We start from the raw sequence: 20,271 nt of genomic DNA, 5'->3' as shown, positions 1-20,271 counted from the left end.
CGACCAAGGCCACCAGCGAAGCCAGGCCCGCGACGGCCGGACCAAGCCGGACCGCTCCGCGCGCCCTGCGGACAACGGGAAGAAGAGGCCGACCTCGCCCCACCCCTTGACCGCTTCGGCGCAGAAAGGCACAAGAAGGCGAAGGCACAAGAAGACGAAGGGCTTCAGCGTCTTTCGAAGAAAACACGTCGCACAGTCAGTCAACTTCGTTCAGAGGATGCATGGTATGGACGGCATGCGAAGGCGCACCGTGCTCGCGGTCATCGGCGGCACGGTCGCCGCGGGCGGCGCGACGGGAGGCCAGTTGGCCACAGGACAGTCGGCTCAAGCGGCTGCGGGGCAGGGCACGGCGGGCCACGAAACGGCGAACCAGCGCACGGCGGGCGCGGTCCCACCGGCGGCCCGGCGCACCGGCCCCCACGAAGGCGGCCCCCACGAAGGCCAGATCAAGAAGCTACTTCGCCGGATGACGGTGGAAGAAAAACTTGGCCAACTCCAGCAACTCTCCTGGAACGGGGACACCGGCCCAGGCGGTGGCCAAAACGAGGAAGCCGAACGGGCCGCACGCAGCGGCCGACTCGGCTCCGTACTCAACCTCTACGGGGCGGCCCACACCAACGCCCTTCAGCGGCTCGCCGTCGAGAAGTCCAGGCTTGGCATTCCGCTGATCTTTGGACTCGACGTCATCCACGGCTTTTGGACGACGTTCCCCATCCCGCTCGCGCAGGCCGCCAGCTTTGACCCATCGATGGCCGCCAAGGACGCCCGAGTGGCCTCCGCCGAGGCGCGTTCCAACGGGGTGCACTGGACGTTCGCCCCCATGATGGACGTCACCCACGAACCGCGCTGGGGCCGCATCGCCGAAGGCGCGGGCGAGGACCCGCATCTGACCGAGCGGTTCGCGGCGGCCAAGGTCACTGGGCACCAGGGCCGGGCCGATGGCAGCGACCTGGCGGCCAGGGACCGGATGGCCACCTGCGCCAAGCACTTCGTCGCGTACGGAGGGGCCGAGGGCGGGCGCGACTACAACACGGTGGATGTCTCCGAGGCCCGGCTGCGCAACCTCTACCTGCCGCCCTTCAAGGCCGCCGTGGCCGCAGGAGCCGCCACCGTCATGGCGTCCTTCAACACCATCAGCGGTGTGCCCGCACACGGCAACGCGCACACGCTCACCGATGTCCTCAAGCGCGAGTGGGGCTTTTCGGGGTTCGTGGTCAGCGACTGGGCCGGCGTGCAGGAGATGATTCCGCACGGCTTCGCCGCGGACGGCACGGATGCGGCCCGGCTCGCGCTGAACGCCGGTGTGGACATGGAAATGGTCAGCACCCACGTCCGCGACCAGGGGCCGAAGCTGCTCGCGTCGGGCGAGATCAGCCGAGAACGACTGGACGACGCCGTCGCCCGCATTCTGCGGATCAAGTTCCAACTGGGGCTCTTCGACCGTCCTTACGCGGACGAGGACGCCGTCCTCAGCGGGCCCACCGCAGCGGCGCGCACAGCGGCGCGCGAGGTCGCCGGCCGCTCCATGGTCCTGTTGAAGAACGAGCGCCACACGCTTCCGCTGCACCGCAGCACCTCCTCGGTCGCGGTCGTTGGACCCTTCGGCGACTCGACCGATCTGCTCGGGAGCTGGGCCGGTCCCGGAGCCAAGAAGTTCCCCGCCACCACCGTGCTCGACGGCATCAAGAAGGCCGTGCCCAAGGCCAAGGTGACGCACGCCCAGGGCGTGCCCCCGCAAGGCGGCGACACCGGCGGCATCCCGGCGGCAACGGCCGCGGCACGGGCCGCCGATGTGACGGTCATCGTGGTCGGCGAGCCTGCCGCGCTCAGCGGCGAGGCCAGCTCGCGCAGCGACATCGGGCTGCCCGGCGCACAGGCGAGGTTGATCGCCGCCATCGCGGACACCGGAAAGCCGTTCGCCGTTGTCTTGTTGGCCGGCCGGCCGCTGACCAGCGGCGACTGGGTGGCCTCCGCGCCCGCCGTAGTGGCGGCATGGCAACCGGGCATCGAGGGCGGAAACGCCATTGCCGATGTGCTGTTCGGCGCCGTCAATCCCGGCGGCAAGCTGCCCGTGTCCTTCCCCCGCGCCGTCGGTCAGATTCCCATCCACTACAACCACGAGAACACCGGGCGCCCCTACGATCCGGACAACAAGTACACCTCGAAGTACCTCGATCTGCCGCCCGGCCCGCAGTTCCCCTTCGGCCACGGCCTGAGCTACACGACCTTTGAGATCGGCGCCCCAAAGCTGAGCACCGACCGGATCGGGGCGGATGCGCTGCGCGATGGCGCGACCGTCGAGGTGACGGCCACCGTCCGCAACACCGGTGATCGCTCGGGAGATGAGGTCGTGCAGCTCTACATCCACGATCCGGTCGCGAGCATCGCGCAGCCCGTCCGAAGGCTGCGCGGCTTTCATCGGATCACCCTGGGCGCGGGGGAGAGCCGCACCGTACGGTTTCGGATCGGCGCCGATGACGTGGGCTTTTGGACCAACGACACCGCGGGCCGATTCATCGTCGAAAAGGGTGACATCGAGGTCTACGTAGGCGGCGACTCGACGGCCCGCGGAAGGGCGCTGCTGCGGGTCACCTGACGGCTCGTGTCACTGGCCCCAGGGTTGGCCCGACCCGCCGCCCCTGGGGCGCGCCCGTGAACCGCCAGGTCACCGCAGGTCAGCTCAGGTCGCTCAGGCGCTGGCCAGCCGGGCCCGGCAGCCCGTTGGGCGACGGGCCAGGGCCCGAGCCAGGGTCCTGGCCCGAGCCGGCCAGGCTTGGGCCGAAGTGGCCTGGCGCCGCCCAGCGGGCCAACTCTTCGGGCGTACGCGGTGCCGCCGCGCCCTTGGGCAGCAACCCGCCCGCCGTCAGCACCTCGGTGACGGCCATGCTCCAGGGTTTACGCAGCCGGGCGGCGTCGAGCAGCTCCTGCCGGGCCAGCAGCGTCGCCACCGACCCGGTGCGCAATCCCTCGTCGGTCAGCACCGCCGCGTCGTCCGCCCAGCGCAGGGCGAGGTCCACATCGTGGGTGGCCATCACGATCGTGGTGCCCGTGGTGCGCAGCCGCGCCAGCACGTCAAGGAGCCGTTCTTGCCCGTGCGGATCGAGGCCGGCTGTGGGTTCGTCCAGCACCAGGACCCGAGGTCGCATCGCCACCGCGCCAGCGATGGCCGCCCGCTTGCGCTGCCCATACGAGAGCAGATGCGTGGGCCGATCCCTGAGCCCCGCGATGTCCAGTGCCTCAAGGGCGTCGCGCACCCGGGCGCGCACCTCCTCCTCCGGTAGCCCCAGGTTCATCGGCCCGAACGACACGTCCTGCTCAACGGAGGCCGCGAAGAGTTGGTCGTCGGGGTCCTGGACGACCAGTTGCACCGTCGTGCGCAGCCGGGTCAGCCCCTTGCGGTCGTAGCGAACCGGGCTGCCCTCCAGCACGAGTTGGCCCGGCGCGCACCGCAGGCCACCGCTCAGCAGCCGCAGCAACGTGGTTTTGCCTCCACCGTTGCGGCCCAGGAGCGCCGTCGCCCGGCCCTCGTGGATGGCGAAGCTCACCGCGCTGAGCACGGGCGGCCCGTCCTCGTACGCGTAGTCCGCCGCCACCAGTTCGACCACCGGCGGCCCAAAGCCCCGAGCGGTGTCGGGGCGCTGCGAGGTCATGGGAGGAACCTTTCGAGTACGAGGGTGAGCACGGTGAGGGCCACCAACAGCGCGGCCGTCGCGGCCAGAAAGCGGCGGGACATCGTCGTCTGGGGCACCAGCACCCGCAACGTGCCGTCGTAACCGCGCCCGGCCAGCCCGTCTTGGAGTCGGGCCGCCCGATCGAAGGCGCGGACGAAGGTGGTCGCACCGAGACCGGCCAACGACCGCCAGGCCGCGCCCCGCGTGGTGTGGCCGAGCCGGGCCGCTTGTGCTTGCCGAACCTGAGCCATCGAGTCGAGCAACAAAAAGCTCATCCGGTACGTCACGAGCGCGACATCCACTACCGCCGGCGGCACCTTGGCTCGTACCAGCCGGGGCAGCACATCGGACAGGGGCGTGGTGAACGCGAACAGCAGCACGCCGAGCGAGGCGGCCGAGGTGCGGGCCAGCAACTGGCCCGCGATCACCGGGCCGCTCGGGGCGAACGAGACGAACCCGTCTGCCCCACCCACCGCGAACAGCAACGGCAGCGCCCCGGTCACACAGAACCCGAGCGGTACGCGCCACGCCCGCCACAGCCGTCGCGGTGGCACTCCTGCTGGGCCGAGCAACACCACCAGCGCGGCGATGCCCACGAGCGGGGCACCCGGCCAGGCCGGGAGAGAGATCGCCAGGATGGTCAGTCCCAGTCCCAGGCATGCCTTGTCCAGGGGATGGCGGCGGCGCCAGCGACTGCTGTGCGCCGCCGCATCAATGGGCAGCACCGGCGGCTACGTCCCGGGCCGTGACGGATCGGGAGTGACGCCCGGGTCGGCGGCGGCGTCTTCGGCGGCCCGGTGCACGCTCAGGCCGATGGCACTGCCCTGGCCCGCGGCTGTGCCTGTGCCTGCGCCCGCGGCTGTGCCTGTGCCTGTGTCGAGGTTGAGGCCGATGGCGTCGGACTCGTCTTGGACCGCTGTCAGCCGTTCCTCGCCCTGGCGGCGGCCCTTGCGCAGCCCGAAGTAGTACGCCAGGACCCCTGCGCCGATCGCCGCCTGTAGGGCGAAGAGCGCCGATTCGATCTCCCCGGACGCCGGTTCGTACAACGGCGTGAACCAGGGGTCGTAGTCCGGTTTCAGCTCGATGATGGCGGTCTCAGCCTGGGCGTCCGCGCCCGCGAACGGCTCTTCCTCGTCGTCGCCGAGCCCGAGTATCACCGGCAGCGCGGCCAACGCCGCGACGATCAAGAGCAGCAGTGCGTTGATCTTCGTATTGCGCTTCATCCGGTCACGGCACCCTTGTTCGTGTTGTTTTCCGTGCCGCTGCCCGCGTCCGCCCGGCGCGGCACCAGGACACCGAGCCGCGTCAGCTCGCCCCGGCTCGACTGGGTGAGCAGCCGCATGACGAGCACGGTGAGCAGCCCCTCGCTGACCGCCAGCGGAACCTGCGTCACGGCGAAGATGCCGCCGAACTTGCCGAGCGCCCCCAGGAAGCCGCTGTCCGGGTCGGGGAAGGCGAGGGCGAGTTGGACGCTGGTCATGCAGTAGGTGCTCAGGTCGGCGGCGAAGGCACCGACGAACACGCAGGCCATCAGCGGTGCGCCGAACCGGCGGAGCAGGCAGTAGCTCGCGTATCCGGCCCAGGGGCCGACAACGGCCATCGAGAACGCGTTGGCGCCCAACGTGGTGAGCCCGCCGTGGGCCAGCAACAGGGCTTGGAAGAGCAGCGTGATGGTGCCGAGCACCGCCATGATGGGCGGCCGGAACAAGATCGCGCCGAGCCCCGTACCGGTCGGATGGGAACAGCTCCCGGTCACCGAGGGGATTTTGAGCGCGGACAGGACGAACGTGAAGGCGCCGGACGCGCCGAGCAGCAGGGTGCTCTCGGGATGTGCCTTGACTTCTCGGGTCAGGGCCCGGACCCCGTGGACAACGAAGGGAGCGGATGCGGCGCCCCAGGCGACCGCGTGCAACGGGGGTAGATACCCCTCAGCTATATGCATGACGAGCGGGACCTCTCCAGCACCTCGTGGATGGACGACGCGCCTTGGCCGGTCTCCTGGCTTACGGGTGATGCCGTCCGTGCTCCGCCTTCCCAGACCGTCCTTTCACAGACGGTCCAGTGGCTTCGCGGGGGATGGAGCTGGACTTCCCGATCACAGTGGCGAGGGCCGCACCGGTACTGCACCGGTTTCCCGTCACCAAGGCGTTGTGACAGTAGCGGGCACTCCGGCCTGCGACAACCCGCGTGCGTGGGGGCGCCCCGGTTCGTTACCGGGCGCCCCTCGCTGGCCCTCGCCCCCGCGCGGCCACAGGCCCATGGGTTTACCAGCGCCTCCCGTGTGGCACCCGATGCCCTACGGCCAGGCAGGAGGTGGGCGCCCACCCATCCGCGCTGGTCAAGCGCTGTGGTGAGCACTGCTCGGGGTGGGCACAAGATGAGCGGAGCCAAACGCAGAGGATGGGAGCGAAGGCGGGCGCCACGGGCGATGAACGGGGTGGGGCACCACGCTGTACGTGCGCGACCGCCAGGGAGTGAGGCACATGAAGATCGGCTACAAGCTGGCCGCCGAGGCGTTTGGACCGGCGGAGCTCATCCGGCAGACCGAGCGAGCGGAGGCCGCCGGTTTCGACTTTGTGGAGATCAGCGACCACTTTCACCCATGGCTGGACAACCAGGGGCATTCGCCCTTCGCCTGGACCGTGCTCGGTGCCCTTGCCGAGCGCACCGAACGCATCGGCCTGGCCACCGGTGTGACCTGCCCGACCGTCCGCTACCACCCGGCGATCATCGCGCAGGCGGCTGCCACTCTCGCGCTGGTCTCGGAAGGCCGGTTCACGCTTGGCGTGGGCTCAGGCGAGCGGCTCAACGAGCACGTGGTGGGCAGGGAGTTCCCCGCCGTCCGGGTGCGGCACGAGTTGCTACGTGAGGCGCTGGAGATCATCCGGCTGCTGTGGCGCGGTGGCTACCGTTCGTACGACGGCAAGCACCTGAGGCTTGAGGACGCACGCGTCTTCGACCTGCCCGACGAGCTGCCGACGATCGCGGTAGCGGCCAGCGGCCCGCCCTCCGCGCGCATCGCCGCCGAACTCGGTGACGGCCTGTTCGCCACGGAGGACAATCCGCAGATCGTGCAGCGCTACGGGGAGGCCGGCGGCACCGGCCCGAAGTATGCCGAGGTGCCGATGGCCTGGGCGCCTGACGAGCACACGGCGGCCAAGGCGGCACTGGACACCTCACGCTGGGCGCTCACCGGCTGGAAGGTGATGAGCGAGCTCCCCAACCCGGTCAACTTCGACGCCGCGACCACCACCGTCACCGAGCAGGACATCATCGAGAAGTTCGCCTGCGGCCCCGACCCGACCCGTTACGTGGCGGCGGCGCGCAGCTTCGCCGACGCTGGGTTCGACCATCTGGTCATGCAGAACGCCGGCCCCGACCCAGACGGCTTCATCGACTTCTACGCGAGCGAACTCGACGGTCCGCTACGCGAGCTGACACCGAGCGCACCCGCCTGAACCGACGTGGCCTCGGCGGCTTGCGCCGACAACCGGCAATGAGCGTGCGGTACGACGCGTCGCCGCAGCTTGCGGGCGACGCGTCGCCGCGGCTCGCGCCATCGAGGGGAGCTACACCATTACGGACACCGTGCCCCGGATGCCGAACAGCGATTTCCCGTAGATCTCGGTGGCCACCTCGGGGTTGAGGATGGCGTGCCGGCTCGCGGTCTCGATGTCGCGCCACATGCGCTGGAGCGGGTTGGACTCACCGAAGCTCGAAGCTCCCTGGGCCGAGCACACGATGCGGACCGCCTCACGCGCGTGGACCGCCGCCATCCCCGCGTCCATCCGCATCCGCGCCCGGGCGTCGTAATCGGGGAACACCCCGGCCCGCGAGGCCTCTTCGATGTCGGCTGCTGCGCGGTAGGCGTGCAGTTGAGCGGAGTCGGCAAGCGACGCCGCGTGCGCGGCGGCGAGTTGGATGGTGGGCGCCTCGGCCTGGGAGGCGTAGCTCGTCATGGTCAGCGCTCGCCGCGGGGCTCTTTCCACCAAGAGATCGACAGCGGCAGCGGCCAGCCCGAGTTGGGGCCCGATCAACGAAAGTGTGGCGGCTGGCACGAGCGGCGCCCGGTAGAGCGCCTCGTCGGTGAAGGGTGTGGCGCAGCGACCCTCGACTGCGTCGGGGACGGAGTGGAAGCGGTGCGCGGGAACGAACAAGTCCTCGCCGATGAGCGTGTTCGACGCGGTCCCGCGCATGCCCGTCACGAACCAGGTGTCTTCGACGGTCAGTTCGGGCATCGGCGCGAGCACGATGCCAACGGCGTCCGACGTGCCCTCGGCGGCTGGCCGGGTGACCCCAAGAACCGCCCAGTTGGCGCTGGCGCACCCGGAGGCGGGACCCCAGCGCCCGCTCACCCGGTATCCGCCATCGACGACATGCGCGGTACCCAAAGGAGTGATGACGCCGGCAAGTCGGGCGTCGGGGGTGTCGGCCCAGACGTCGTCCTGGGCCTGGGAGGGGAAAAGCCCGACGAACCACGCATTGACATTGTGCAGCGAGGTCACCCAGGCGGTGGAGCCGCAGGCGCGCCCGACCTCACGGCTGACCTCCAACAAGGTGCGGTAGTCGGTTTGCAGACCGCCGTAACGGGCGGGCTGCAGCAACGACAGCAGGCCGGCTTCGGCCAGGGCGCCGATGCTCTGCACGGACACTTCGCGCTCGCGGTCGGTTAGATCGGCGCTGCCGGCCAGCAGTGGTCGCAGTGTGGCGGCGCGCTCGACGAGGTCGGCCCGCAGCGTGCGCGCGGCGTCGGTAGTGCCGGGGGCGTCCATGCTGATGCTCATCGTCGTCACTCCGGTGTCGGGGGTCATGCACAGTACGGGGCAGGCAGCGTAATCCGGTGCGACGTCAGGTGACGCAGTCGAACTACAGCCCCGGGCGCCGGTGTTGACAGCCCCAACCAGCGCGCCGGCCAAGGAGTGCTCAGGAGTGTGTGGGTACCGGCGTCGCGTCGAGCGCCAAGGTCACCCGATCCTCGACGGTGCGGTAGCCGAGGCGCTGATACAGGGCGTTGCTGGTGGGATTGGTGAGGTCGGTAAAGAGCAGCACTCGCTCCACTCCCGCGTCCAGCACACCCTGGGACACGGCAGCGGTGGCGGCCCCCGCGTATCCGCGTCGCCGCTGCTCATTCGGCGTGTAGACGCCGCCGATGCGGACCATGCCGCTGCTGGGGCGGGTCACCGATGCCATCGCGACCGGCACACCAGCCACCTGCCACAGCGTGCAACCGCCATAGCTGAGCCGTTCGGTCAGCGCCCGCTCGCTGTCCGTGGGGTCCTCTTCCATATCGCGGTGATAGGCCGCGAACCAATCGAGCAGCAGCCCGCGGTCTTCCTCCGTGGCCAGCCGGGCCGCGCCCGGGGGCGCCGGTGACGGCGGCACCAACTCGCCCAGCCGATACAGCCGTTGGTGCGCGGTGACCCGCGCAACCCCGCCGGTCTCCTGCGCCCAGGCCGCCGCGAAGGCCGTGGCCGCCGACTCGCGCCCGCCCGCACCGGTGATCGTCCGCTGCCCGCCCAGCAGCGTCCTCGCAAGGTCCGCCGCGGCCTCCTGCGGCATCGGCGAAAGCTGTACGGGATAGGGCGGCGTCCAGATGAACGCCGCTGACACGGCCCCCCTTGGCCCGCGCCACCAGCCGTAATACGGCACGCCGTCGCCGTACCGGCCGGGACCTGCGGTACGCAGCGAATCGGCGAGCGACAGCAGCAAGGTGTTCTCGTCGGGCCGCTCACGTACAAAGGGGCCCGCGTTGTCGAGGAAAGCGTCGTTGTCATCCGTAGTTGTCCACGCCATGGCTCAGCCTCTCCCAACGAGGGCGCGCGGCGCACGCTATTTCTGCTGCTCGGCGGCGGTGCGCGATGGGTGGCGCTCTGGCGCGCGGCTCTCGGCGGTGGACGCCGCAGCGCGCGTGCCCGCGCCTGCAACCGGACATCGTCAGGCCGTGGCGACGGCGCCGAGATAGGGGGAGCTGTCCCGGTAGATGGTGCCGTCCCAGTCCCCGTACAGCTGGACGGCGGCGAACCCGGCCTCGCGACACAACTCGGCGAATTCCTCGGCGCGGTAGATACGTACGTCGTATGCGGCTCGTCCGCTGCCCCCACCGGGCGGGGGCACTGCCGTTAGCGCACCGACGTCACCTTGGCCAGCAGCTCGCCGCCTGACCACCGCCGGCCCGCCCCGGGGCCGGCCGCCTCCATGCGGCGTACGAGGGAGATCAACTCTGTGTTCACGGGGGCGGGCAGCGCATGGCGGGCCGCCAGCGCGACCACCTCACCTTGCAGCGAATCGATCTCGGTGGGCCGCCCGCGCTGAAGGTCTTCCCAGGTGGACGACCTGGCCTGGGCATCGACGGCGAGCGTGGCAGCGGCAAGGCGCCGAAAGAGCCCGTCCGGCAGCCGCAGCAGCCGTGGCGTGAGCCTGGCCGGGACGGGGCCAAGCCGTGCTGGTCGTATCCCCTCCGCTTGGTAGGCGGCCAGCGCCTCGCACTGGCTGAGCGCCAGGCACTCCCGGTAGGCGCGCTGGCCGAGCTGGTCACGCAGCGGAAGCCCGGACAGGGCATTGATCGCATTGTTGAGGTTCATGAGGAGCTTGGCGTACTGCACCTCGCGCATGTCGCCGCGCGCCTCGATGCGCAGCCCCGCCCCGGCCAGGGCTCGCACCAATGGCCCGGCACGCGGTGTGTCCTCCACCATGAGCGTGCCACCCGAGCCCTGGTGGAAGGCGCCGGGAGAAGTCCGCAGCACGTTGTAGGGGACCATGCCGGCGAGCACGGGATGTCCGTCGAGTGCGGAGTCGAGGATCTGGGTGTTACGCAGCCCGTTTTGGAAGCTGACCACCACCGTGCCCGGGGTGAGCTGCGGGGCGAGCAGCCGCGCGGCGTCGGCCGTCGCCGCGGACTTGACCGTGACGAGTACGAAGTCAGCCCCGGCCGCCGCGTCGGGACGGGTGGCCAGGCGCACATCGGCCGGGCCGCCCGATGAACCGACGCGGAGCACTCGCCGCCCGCCACCGGTGAGGGACAAGCCGTGCTCACGCAGCGCGTCCATCGCGGCAGGACGACCGATCAGCGTGACGTCGGCGGCGCCCGCGAGGCTGCCGCCGAGGTGGCAGCCGATGCTGCCCGCACCCATGACGGCGATCTTCGGACGGTGACGGGAGTGGGGCGCGGTGGGTGGCATGGGAGCCGATCTCCTGGCAGTCGTGGCGGCCGTGGCACGACGGGGGTGCCTCATCGGTTGTCGTCCGCCCCGGCTGTCCCCACCCACCGCTCGATCTCCTGCGAGCCAGGACCGTACGGCCGTGTGCGCAGGCGGTAGGCGCCCGAGCCGGGTGACGGAGATCGGTGGGGCGGGGTCTGCCCGGTGCGGACGGACAGCGCACCCTCATCAACGCTTCCAGCGCCGAACCTACCGCTCGGTATGGAGCGACGTCCAGGTGCGGGCGGGCGCTGGGGGCGCGTGTGCCGCACTCCCACGGCGCTGCCTGGCCGCGTGCGCCGGTCGCACAAGCCGACGCGCCGGGGCGGGCGGCGAACCGGTCTCCACCGGCTCGGTACTGGCCCGATGCCGGCCCGATCACGCCAGTCCCAGCGCCCGTCTGCCCGGTGCGCAGTTGTCGCGCAGCGCCGACAGGTCCGCATCCGGCAGGAACCGGGCCGTGCCCCGGCGATTGGCATGCAAATGCTCGCGGCCGGCCGCCAGCCACTTCGCGGTAGCTTCCACCCCGGCGAAGTGAGCCAGCCGGGTCAGCTCGCGCTCCGGCGCCTCCAGCAGGTCCTCGTAGGCGAGCGACATGCGCCGTGGCTGCGGAACCTTCGCCAGCAAGGTGACGCCCTCCGTGATCAGCTCGGACCACAGCGCGCCGAAGTCCGCCACCGGCATCGGCCGGTCCATGACCAGCCGCTTGCCGTCGAAGCGATCGGCGAGCAGCGCGGACAGGTCCGATGGCAGCGCCTTGATGTGCTCCTCCGTCAGTTCCTCCATGGAGGAGATCTGCGAGCGTTCCATGACGTCGCGCAGCAGTGCGATCACCCGGTAGCCGGGGTGGCGGCTCATCGACAGGGCGCAGTCCGGGCCGTCCCGGAAGAGATGAACGAAGCGCGCCGTGGGGAACGCGCTGGTGAGTCGGGGCACCCAGTGGAGTGAGTATCCCGAGCGTTCGATGACCGCCCTGCGGCCGAATCGAGTGCACAGCAGCTCGAACAGTGCCTCGTAGTGACGCGCGGCCGAGCGCTGCGGCCAGCTCTCCACCTGGTCCGCCAACTCGTCCAGCAGCCTGTCGGGGTCGTCCGTGAGGTGGGGCAGGACCATCAAGGACAGCGCGGGAATGCCGGTGGTCTCGGCCGAGTAGCGCCCGGGCTGCCGGATGTACAAGAACTCAGGAAGCGGTACGCCGCTGCGGGTCATGGTGTCGAACACCGGATTGGGGTCGGTCAGCAGGCGCCGGAACTGGGGCCCGGTCAGTGGCTCGGATGGCAGAGCGCCGGCGCCGACCGAGGCGTACAGCTCATTGAGACTCAGAATGTCGGGGTGGAAGTTAACGATCCGCGATAACGCGCTCGAACCACTACGTCCGGTACCCACGATGAACGTCAAGGACTGCATGTGCTCCACCCCAAGCTGACGGCTGCGCTGCCGATCACAGCGTACGGCGGGTGGCATGGCCGACGAGGGGCGGTAACCGATGCCGGGTGATCGAGGCCGGATGGCGGCTATCGGCGGTCGGACGCCCATCGGCGCGGCCCGTGCGGGGCGGGTGCCCCCGCACCTCGGCCCCCGTACTCCGACCTCGGCCCCCGTACTCCGACCTCGGCCCCCGTACTCCGACCTCGGCCCCCGTACTCCGGGACCCTCACATTGGGCCCCGCACACCGGTTTCCGCACACCGGATCGCGCGTGCCGAGTCGCGGCGCGGGCCGGATGCAGACCGGTCCGGTGGCTGAAATGAGGCGCTGGTCTGGCTGTGACCACGGTAACGATTGGAGATCACCCACGGCCTGCCGCACCGTGCTACCTTGGGATCAGTTGCAGTTGTGGTTCCCATAGACGTTGTGTGCGCCTGCTGGTTCTGGACCTTCAGGCGCATTTTTGTTTTCCGGTGGGTATTTTCTCCGGGCGGGTGATCAGCGCGACTAATGTGAATTCGCAAGGTGCGGATTCTCGTAAAACCCGTAAGGAGTCGATATGACTACCGGTACCGTGAAGTGGTTCAACAGCGAAAAGGGCTTTGGCTTCATTGCCCAGGACGGTGGCGGCCCGGACGTTTTCGCCCACTACTCCAACATCGCCTCGCAGGGTTTCCGCGAGCTGACCGAGGGGCAGCAGGTGCAGTTCGACGTCACGCAGGGCCCGAAGGGTCCGCAGGCTGAGAACATCAGCCCCGTCTGATACGTCGCGGCCTTACGTGCCGCGCGGCGGGCCCGCACCGCAGGGTGCGGGCCCGGCCCATGCCGCCGTCCCGACGAAGTGACGGCGGCGTCTTATATACGGCATCTGCCCCGGACGCCCGGATCGCTTTTGCAGTGCGCGTGATATTTTCTATCGCCGTGTGCCGCGCAAGATATTCAAGGCAATCGAGTGCGGGCGCCAACCCCCGACATATATTCCGGGCGTGCTGGCTTTCTGCCTGCGCCTTATTTTCATCACTTCGGTTCGTTCTTGCGATTCCTGTGCGGCCAAGTCGCCGCCGGGACTTCCTCGATACGCGCCGTTTCGAGGAAGGTTCCGCATGAACCGCTCCATCCGCTCTACCGAGCGCTCCCCCCGTTCAGGCCAGGGCCGCAGCCAAGGCCAGAGCCAGAGCCAGGGTCAGCCCCGCACCGGGCGCCCCCGTCCCCGCCCGCAGGGCCAGGGCCAGGGCCGCCGTAGGTCCGCCCCCTCCACCGGGCACGCCGAGTTCGCGCTGCCCGTCAGCACCACGCCCTCGCTGCCCGCCGTCGAGGCATTCGCCGACCTGGGCATGCCCGACGCGCTGCTGACCGCACTTGCTGACAACGGGGTGACCACGCCTTTCCCGATCCAGGGGGCTACTCTCCCGAACTCGCTGGCCGGGCGTGACGTGCTGGGCCGTGGCCGAACCGGCTCCGGCAAGACCCTGGCCTTCGGCCTTGCCCTCCTGGCCCGTATGGCAGGACAGCGGGCGCAGGCACGGCAGCCGCTTGCGCTGGTTCTGGTTCCCACCCGAGAGCTGGCCCAGCAGGTCACCGATGCGCTGACGCCATACGCCCAGGCCGTACGGCTGCGGCTCGTCACCGTCGTCGGCGGGATGTCGATCTCCCGTCAGGCGAGCATGCTGCGCGGTGGTGCCGAGGTCGTCGTGGCCACTCCGGGCCGGCTCGCCGACCTCATCCAGCGCGGCGACTGCCGTCTGGACCAGGTGCGGATCACCGTGCTCGACGAGGCCGACCAAATGGCCGACATGGGCTTCATGCCGCAGGTGACCGCGCTGCTCGAACAGGTGGTCCCCGATGGGCAGCGGATGCTGTTCTCGGCCACGCTCGACCGCAACGTTGACAAGCTGGTGCGTCGTTACCTGTCCGACCCGGTGGTCCACTCCGTCGATCCGTCGGCCGGGGCCGTGACCACGATGGAGCACCACGTGCTGCATGTGTCGGACACCGACAAGCAAACCGTGGCCACGCACATCGCCGCTCGCGATGGCCGGGTCATCATGTTCATGGACACCAAGCACGCCGTGGACCGGATGGCCAAGCGCCTGCTGGCCAGCGGCGTACGGGCGGCGGCGCTGCACGGCGGCAAGTCCCAGCCGCAGCGCAACCGCACGCTGGACCAGTTCAAGAGCGGTGGCGTGACCGCGCTGATCGCCACCAACGTGGCGGCCCGCGGCATCCACGTGGACGGCCTGGACCTGGTCGTGAACATCGACCCGCCCACCGACCACAAGGACTACCTGCACCGAGGTGGCCGCACCGCCCGCGCGGGGGAGTCCGGCAGCGTTGTCACGCTGGTCCTGCCCGAGCAGCGGCGGGAGATGACCCGGCTGCTCGCCGCCGCCGGCATCACGCCGGAGACCGTGCGGGCGCGTCCCGGCGATGACGACCTGGCCCGGGTGACCGGTGCCCAGGAGCCCTCCGGGGTGCCCGTCACCGTCGCTCAGCCCCCCGCCGCGTCGCCCGCGCAGCGCGGCGGCAACTCCTCGCGTGGCCGGCGCAGCAGTGCCGCCCGCGTACGCCGCGGCAGTGCCCCGCACGGCAGCGGCAGCGGTGGCAACACGGGCCAGCGCGGCGGTGGCGACCAGGGCGGCGGCAACGGCGGCCAGGGCCGCCCGTCGGGTCGCAGTGGCGCCCCGGGCCGGGGCGGTGCCCGCCGAGGCCCTGCCGCGTAACGGATCGCTGGTCGGCAACGCGCGGTGACGCGCTGCGCCGCCAACCAGAGCGCGAAGTAACAGCAGAGCGGCCACGGGTGAGCCTGTGGCCGCTCTGCTGTTTTGGTGGCCCTACGCGCGCGAACCTGTGCCCCGGCCGGGCGTGGGTTTGTGGCTCAGGCTGTGGTGATCACATGGGCAGGACCCGGCGCCGGGATCGACCAGATCGGCCTCCAGAGCGGTGGGAAAGGCCGCCAAGTTGATCTCTCGGATGGCGGCGCGGTCGGCGGCGCCGCTCTCGACGCGGGTGATCCAGATGGGGCTCATGGGGTGCCCGTTGTCCCCTCCTTCGCTGTTCTGCGCGCTCGGAGTGCCCTGGCCAGGTGTGCTGTCGCGGTGTCAGCTGTCGTACGAGGGCTGTTGCTGCGGGCGGTCCGGCGCGGTGGTGTCCGTCGGGGTTGAGGTGCTGTCGTCCGCTGCTTGCGGTGGCGGGGGCGTGTCGCCGGCTGTCGGGCGCCAGCCGCCGACCCCGGCCATGATGGCCGCCACGAGTACCAGGCCGGCGGCGATCAAGGGCACCTGTCCATCGCCGACGATGCGCAGCCCCAGCGCCCCGATGACTCCTGCCAAGGAGATCGCCAAGTAGAGCGCGGATTGGTAGAGCGAGGTGAGCAGTGGCTGCCCGTTCTTGGGGGCCAGGGCGATGATTTGGTGCTGCTGTGGCGTGGTGACCGAGAAGGACGCGACGCCACTGAAGACGATGAGCGCCAGGGCGGCCGGGTATGCCTCCCGAAACAGCGGCATCACGGCGAAGATCACCGTGAGCGCCAGCGCGGCGATGGCCACGATCCGGCGCGGCGGTATGCGATCGGCCAACTGGCCCGCCATCAGGTTGCCGGCCGTGGCCGCCAATCCGAAAGTCATGAGCAGCAGGGCGAGAAGGGTGCCTGAGCCGTCGGTGGCCGGGTCGAAGATGGCGCTGATGTAGGTGTACGGGATGTAGATGCCCGTAAAGATCACCAGCGTGGTGGCGAGGACGCGCAGTACCCGGCGGTCGCGCAGGGGAGCCAGGCGCTGCCGCAGGTCCGTGCGGGTCGCGATGATGTCGGGCTCCGGCAGCCGCAGCGTGATCAGGGGGATCACCACGAGCGCCAGCGCGGAGACGAACCACATGGTCGAGCGCCAGCCCAGCCAGGAGCCGAGGACGGTACCCAGCGGCGCGCCGAGGACGAGCGAGGATGTCATGCCGAGCATGACGATGGAGATGGCCTTGCCTCTGCGACTGTCCCCGGCGAGCGCGGCGGCGGTGGCGCTGGCGTTCGAGGTGAACATCGCGGCGCCCGCGGCGGCCACCACCCGGGTGGCTAGGACGAGGCCGTAGCCGGGAACGAGCGCGGTCGCCACGTTGCCGACCGCGAATATGGCGAGCGCGGTCACCAGCACCGTACGCCGAGGCCAGTGGGCGGTGAGCGCCGTCAGCACGGGGGCTAAGAGCGCGTACGCGATGGAGAACACCGTGACGAGTTGCCCCGCCGCGCCCACGCTGACCTGCACGGAGTCGGCGATTTCAGGCAGTACGCCGGAGATGACGAATGCGTCGGTGCCCACCGCGAAGGCGCCGAGGGCGAGCACGGCGGCATGGCGTCGCCAGTGCTGAGGAGGGGCGGAGTCGGACATGAGCCACCTATCATTCACATGGACATCGGAAACTACGATGAGCATCGTAACCATAATCCGATGGGTATCGTAGGCTCCGATCTACGAAGGAGGGCGTGATGGGTCGGCACGAGGAGACCTGGCTGCCGCAGCCGGAGCTGGATGAGATCGATGTGGGCACCGTTTTGCAGTCCCTGGCCGACCCCATGCGGCTGCGGATCGTACGACTCCTCGACGAGGTCGGCGAGTCCACCTGCACGGCCCTCGACCTGCCCGTCAAGATCTCGACCGTCTCGCACCACATGAACCAGTTGCGGCACAACGGCCTGGTATCGACCCGATTGCTGGGCGCCAGCAGGCCCAGCCGACTGCGCCGCGCCGACCTGGAGCGACGCTTCCCCGGACTGCTCGACGCCATCATCAAGGCCGCGCCACCCCGCCCCGCGGCTACGCACCAGGCGGAGCCCGACCCGCCCCCGCGCGGCGCTGCCGCAGCGCCCCACGGGGTGGCGTAGCGGCTCAGGCGGCGGCACAGCGCCGCCCGTTCGCTCCCGGCGGTGCCGCGCTCAGGCGCGCGACAGGGTGCGGGCCCCCGGTGTGTGGCCAAGGGTCCGCCGAAAGGTGTCGATGAAGGCGCTCGCAGACGCCCAGCCGCAGCGGTGGGCCACGGCGGTCACCGACATTCCCTCGGCGAGCAGAAGCAGCGCGCGATGGAGCCGCAGTTGGGTGCGCCACTGTGGGAACGTCATGCCCATCTCCGCTCGGAACAGTCGGGCCAGCGTCCGATCGCTCGCCCCGACCGCTGCCCCAAGGGTGGTGAGCGTCCGGCCATCGGCCGGGTCGTCCATGAGCAACGCACACACCGCCGCCAACCGAGGATCGCGCCCGGTGGGCAGATGGATGGGGCGTTGGGGCGAGTGGCGAAGCTGATCGAGCAGCACGGCCAGTAGCCGCCGCCGCTCCGGGCTCTGGTCGGCCGGATCGCGGGTGTACTCCAAGATCAGCTCGCGCAGCAGCGGCCCCACCGCGAGCACGGCGGGCCGGTCAAGGCCCAGCGGGTTCACCGTCGCGGGCAGCCCCACCGTGTGTAGGTCCGTCTCGCCGCAGGCGCGGGGCTCGTGAACCGTTCCGGCCGGAATCCACAGGGCACTGGTCGCCGGCGCGACCCAACTGCCCGCGTCGGTCGTCACAGACAGCACGCCGCGCCCGGCGTAGACGATCTGATGGTCATCGTGGTGGTGCGCCCCGACACCGAAGCCGGACGGCAACCGCCGCACGGCGGTGTTGGCACGCGGCCGGTGGCGGATATTCGACATCAGTTGTCACTTTATCGGAAGCAGGCCACGCTGCGCCCGTCGATGATCGTCACATGACACCTCTCCTGCGCGCCGGCCGTCGGCCGTCGGCGATCGGCCTGCTCGCTGCGGCGCACGCCTGCAATGACATATATCAGGGCGCGGTGTTGGCGCTGGTGCCCTTTTGGGTGTCCGAGCGTCACTACGGTTATGTGGGGGTTTCGGGCATCGTGCTCGCCGCCACCCTGCTGTCCTCCGTGGTGCAACCAGCCTTCGGGGCGCTCACCGACCGCAAGCCGATGCCGTGGTTGATACCGGGCGGCATCGCGGCGGCCGGACTGGGCATCGCGGTCTGCGGGCTCGTTGAGTCCTACACGCTGACCTGGATCGCGGTCGCGGTCTCCGGGCTCGGCGTCGCCGCGTACCACCCGGAGGCCGCCCGCATGGCGCGAGCCGTCACCGGCGGCAACCACGTCGGCATGAGCTGGTTTTCCCTCGGGGGCAACGTCGGTTGGGCGCTCGCCCCCCTCTTCGTCACCCCCGTGCTGGCCTTCGGCGGGCTGTCCGCCACACCGCTGCTGATCATCCCCGCCGCCCTGGGGGTCACCCTGCTGATGCTGACGCGAAGCTCGGTCGGCGGACTCGGCGCCGGCGGCACCAAGGAGCGGGCCGGCGAAGACGACTGGCCGCTGTTCCTGCGGCTCTCGGCGATCGTGATTTGTCGGTCCATCGTGTACGTGGGGCTGAGCGCATTCATCTCGCTCTATGTGCGGCAGCACCTGGATGCCGGCGACACGGCCGGGGCCGTGGCCCTGTTCATCCTCTTCGGGGGCGGCGCGGTCGGCACGCTGCTCGGCGGCAGGCTCGCCGCACGCTGGGGCCGGGTGCGGTCGCTGCGCCTGGCGTACGCGGTGGCCATTCCCTCCGTCGCGGGCATCCCCTTCGCGCCAGGGCCGCTGGTGTACGGATGCATCGCGCTTACCTCCGTCGCGCTGTACGTGCCGTTCTCGCTGCACGTCACCTTGGGGCAGGACTACCTCCCGCGCCGCGTGGGCACGGCCAGCGGCGTCACGCTGGGCCTCGCCGTGAGCATTGGCGGCATCGCCAGCCCGCTGATCGGCGCCCTCGCCGAGGCGACCTCGCTTCGTTGGGCACTGGCGGCGCTGGTGGCGATGCCGATCGCCTGCTGGGCGCTGTCGTACACGCTGACCGAACCCGCCGCGATGGAGGGCAAGCGGGTCGAGCCCAAGGCACGGGTCGCGGAGTGAGCCGGGGGCACCCGCGCGCCCGCGGTGGCGAGTCAGCGGCAATGGCCGGGCGGTGGGCCTCGTCAGCGCGCGGCGCCGTCCCGTAGCGCGATGCTGCCGCTTCGTGTCATGTGCATGTCCCGTATTGTCCGTTGAAGCTGGAACATAACGGTGTGAGCCACTTATGCGGACCATTACCTGACGCTATCGGGAAGTGACATGCTCCACGAAACCGGGAAACTCCCCGAGACTCAGCACCACAACTGAGCTGTATCCGGAACGCCTTCACCGCTATCCGGGCGGTCGGACGGTGTTTCGGGTCGGAAAATGGAGTTCCCCACATGCAGCGCTCCAAGATATTTCTGACGGCTTCGCTCGGCCTCGGTCTGGCCACCGCGGTCGCGTCCCTGCCTGCTTCCGCATCGGCCTCATCCACCAAGGCCGCGGAAACTCACGTCAGCACCGCCGCGACCATCGCGGCTTACAACGGATCGGGCGAGAACCAGGCCCAGACAAAGGCGTTCTTCGAAGCCGTGATGAAGTCGGCCAAGGCCAAGCAGGCCAAGACCGGCGCCGCCGCCGTCACCGTCACGTACAGCGCGAGAAACGCCCCCACGTTCAAGTCGCAGATCGCCCGTAGCACCCAGATCTGGAACAGTTCAGTCAGCAATGTGCAGCTTCGCGAGGGCACGGGAAGCTACGACTTCGATTACCGCGAGGGCAATGACTCCCGCGGCTCGTACGCCAGCACCAACGGCCATGGTCGCGGCTACATCTTCCTCGACTACCGGCAAAACCAGCAGTACAACTCCACCCGCGTCACCGCCCACGAGACTGGACACGTGCTTGGCCTGCCCGACCGCTATTCGGGGCCGTGCAGCGAGCTGATGTCCGGCGGTGGGCCGGGGACCTCCTGCACGAACGCGTACCCCAACGCGCAGGAGAAGTCGCGGGTCAACCAGTTGTGGGCCAATGGCCTCACCGCTTTCGACAAGGGCTCGTACCTCAAGGCAGTCCGCTAACGCGTAGCGCCTTGACCGTTTGACGCGGCGGCGGCGGCTCGGCTCACGGCGGTGAGCT

Annotated in this window: 19 protein-coding genes and 1 riboswitch; of the genes, 7 read left to right on the top strand and 12 right to left on the bottom strand. The window is 70.0% G+C overall.

Features of this window, described 5'->3' with window-relative positions:
• The first annotated feature begins 226 nt into the window (after positions 1–226).
• Positions 227–2,596: a glycoside hydrolase family 3 N-terminal domain-containing protein gene (locus FHS42_RS32325; protein WP_184579159.1), complete on the top strand. Its 2,370-nt coding sequence runs from the start codon at positions 227–229 to the stop codon at positions 2,594–2,596.
• Positions 2,597–2,675: 79 nt separating this feature from the next.
• Here the strand turns inward: FHS42_RS32325 and FHS42_RS32320 are convergent, their stop codons facing one another.
• Genes FHS42_RS32320 through FHS42_RS32305 form a run of 4 tightly spaced genes read right to left on the bottom strand, consistent with a single transcriptional unit; the run spans position 2,676 to position 5,613 of the window.
• Positions 2,676–3,650, bottom strand: coding sequence for an energy-coupling factor ABC transporter ATP-binding protein (locus FHS42_RS32320; protein ID WP_184579156.1), 975 nt, complete (start codon positions 3,648–3,650; stop codon positions 2,676–2,678).
• Positions 3,647–4,396: a cobalt ECF transporter T component CbiQ gene (gene cbiQ / locus FHS42_RS32315; protein ID WP_184579153.1), complete on the bottom strand. Its 750-nt coding sequence runs from the start codon at positions 4,394–4,396 to the stop codon at positions 3,647–3,649. The genes FHS42_RS32320 and cbiQ overlap by 4 nt, the downstream gene beginning before the upstream one ends.
• Before the next feature lie 6 nt (positions 4,397–4,402).
• Positions 4,403–4,894 carry an energy-coupling factor ABC transporter substrate-binding protein gene (locus tag FHS42_RS32310; protein ID WP_184579150.1) on the bottom strand — a complete coding sequence of 164 codons (492 nt, stop codon included), beginning with the start codon at positions 4,892–4,894 and terminating at the stop codon, positions 4,403–4,405.
• Positions 4,891–5,613 carry an energy-coupling factor ABC transporter permease gene (locus FHS42_RS32305; protein WP_184579147.1) on the bottom strand — a complete coding sequence of 241 codons (723 nt, stop codon included), beginning with the start codon at positions 5,611–5,613 and terminating at the stop codon, positions 4,891–4,893. The genes FHS42_RS32310 and FHS42_RS32305 overlap by 4 nt, the downstream gene beginning before the upstream one ends.
• A gap of 29 nt (positions 5,614–5,642) precedes the next feature.
• Positions 5,643–5,831, bottom strand: a riboswitch (cobalamin riboswitch).
• A gap of 323 nt (positions 5,832–6,154) precedes the next feature.
• Here FHS42_RS32305 and FHS42_RS32300 point away from each other — a divergent pair.
• Positions 6,155–7,129: a TIGR03557 family F420-dependent LLM class oxidoreductase gene (locus FHS42_RS32300; protein WP_184579144.1), complete on the top strand. Its 975-nt coding sequence runs from the start codon at positions 6,155–6,157 to the stop codon at positions 7,127–7,129.
• A 111-nt stretch (positions 7,130–7,240) separates the two neighbouring features.
• Here the strand turns inward: FHS42_RS32300 and FHS42_RS32295 are convergent, their stop codons facing one another.
• The 5 genes from FHS42_RS32295 to FHS42_RS32275 all read right to left on the bottom strand — a co-directional run bounded on the left by FHS42_RS32295 (position 7,241) and on the right by FHS42_RS32275 (position 12,274).
• Positions 7,241–8,482 carry an acyl-CoA dehydrogenase family protein gene (locus FHS42_RS32295; RefSeq protein ID WP_221477080.1) on the bottom strand — a complete coding sequence of 414 codons (1,242 nt, stop codon included), beginning with the start codon at positions 8,480–8,482 and terminating at the stop codon, positions 7,241–7,243.
• Between the two features lie 112 nt (positions 8,483–8,594).
• Positions 8,595–9,464 carry a GNAT family N-acetyltransferase gene (locus tag FHS42_RS32290; RefSeq protein ID WP_184579141.1) on the bottom strand — a complete coding sequence of 290 codons (870 nt, stop codon included), beginning with the start codon at positions 9,462–9,464 and terminating at the stop codon, positions 8,595–8,597.
• Positions 9,465–9,605: 141 nt separating this feature from the next.
• The gene (locus FHS42_RS32285; RefSeq protein WP_184579138.1) at positions 9,606–9,785 is read right to left on the bottom strand and encodes a hypothetical protein; all 180 of its coding nucleotides are present in this window, start codon (positions 9,783–9,785) and stop codon (positions 9,606–9,608) included.
• A gap of 5 nt (positions 9,786–9,790) precedes the next feature.
• The gene (locus FHS42_RS32280; RefSeq protein ID WP_184579135.1) at positions 9,791–10,849 is read right to left on the bottom strand and encodes a 2-dehydropantoate 2-reductase; all 1,059 of its coding nucleotides are present in this window, start codon (positions 10,847–10,849) and stop codon (positions 9,791–9,793) included.
• Positions 10,850–11,245: 396 nt separating this feature from the next.
• Positions 11,246–12,274 (bottom strand): sulfotransferase, encoded by a 1,029-nt coding sequence (locus FHS42_RS32275; RefSeq protein WP_184579132.1) that lies wholly within the window; start codon positions 12,272–12,274, stop codon positions 11,246–11,248.
• Positions 12,275–12,853: 579 nt separating this feature from the next.
• On the opposite strand from FHS42_RS32275, the gene FHS42_RS32270 reads away from it, so the two are divergent.
• Both FHS42_RS32270 and FHS42_RS32265 read left to right on the top strand, forming a co-directional pair.
• Positions 12,854–13,057: a cold-shock protein gene (locus tag FHS42_RS32270; RefSeq protein ID WP_184579129.1), complete on the top strand. Its 204-nt coding sequence runs from the start codon at positions 12,854–12,856 to the stop codon at positions 13,055–13,057.
• Between the two features lie 340 nt (positions 13,058–13,397).
• Complete coding sequence (locus FHS42_RS32265; RefSeq protein ID WP_184579126.1) at positions 13,398–15,014, top strand: DEAD/DEAH box helicase; 1,617 nt, start codon at positions 13,398–13,400, stop codon at positions 15,012–15,014.
• A gap of 111 nt (positions 15,015–15,125) precedes the next feature.
• Here FHS42_RS32265 and FHS42_RS37805 read toward each other — a convergent pair whose 3' ends face one another.
• Both FHS42_RS37805 and FHS42_RS32255 read right to left on the bottom strand, forming a co-directional pair.
• Entirely contained in the window at positions 15,126–15,320 is a 195-nt protein-coding gene (locus FHS42_RS37805; protein ID WP_246495720.1) for a hypothetical protein, read from the bottom strand.
• A gap of 72 nt (positions 15,321–15,392) precedes the next feature.
• Positions 15,393–16,670, bottom strand: coding sequence for an MFS transporter (locus FHS42_RS32255; protein WP_184579123.1), 1,278 nt, complete (start codon positions 16,668–16,670; stop codon positions 15,393–15,395).
• Between the two features lie 98 nt (positions 16,671–16,768).
• Here FHS42_RS32255 and FHS42_RS32250 point away from each other — a divergent pair, with 98 nt between their 5' ends.
• Positions 16,769–17,164: an ArsR/SmtB family transcription factor gene (locus FHS42_RS32250; RefSeq protein ID WP_184579121.1), complete on the top strand. Its 396-nt coding sequence runs from the start codon at positions 16,769–16,771 to the stop codon at positions 17,162–17,164.
• A gap of 51 nt (positions 17,165–17,215) precedes the next feature.
• Here the strand turns inward: FHS42_RS32250 and FHS42_RS32245 are convergent, their stop codons facing one another.
• The gene (locus FHS42_RS32245) at positions 17,216–17,965 is read right to left on the bottom strand and encodes an AraC family transcriptional regulator (protein WP_184579119.1); all 750 of its coding nucleotides are present in this window, start codon (positions 17,963–17,965) and stop codon (positions 17,216–17,218) included.
• Between the two features lie 53 nt (positions 17,966–18,018).
• Here FHS42_RS32245 and FHS42_RS32240 point away from each other — a divergent pair, with 53 nt between their 5' ends.
• Both FHS42_RS32240 and snpA read left to right on the top strand, forming a co-directional pair.
• Positions 18,019–19,212, top strand: a complete 1,194-nt coding sequence (locus FHS42_RS32240; protein ID WP_184579117.1) for an MFS transporter — start codon at positions 18,019–18,021, stop codon at positions 19,210–19,212.
• 320 nt (positions 19,213–19,532) lie between these two features.
• Entirely contained in the window at positions 19,533–20,213 is a 681-nt protein-coding gene (snpA, locus tag FHS42_RS32235) for a snapalysin (RefSeq protein ID WP_184579115.1), read from the top strand.
• Positions 20,214–20,271 lie beyond the last annotated feature (58 nt).

This window comes from Streptomyces zagrosensis (genome assembly GCF_014203645.1).
Classification (GTDB): Bacteria; Actinomycetota; Actinomycetes; order Streptomycetales; family Streptomycetaceae; genus Streptomyces; species Streptomyces zagrosensis.
Note: the sequence above shows the minus strand (reverse complement) of the source record. Positions and strands in the feature narration are given on the sequence as shown.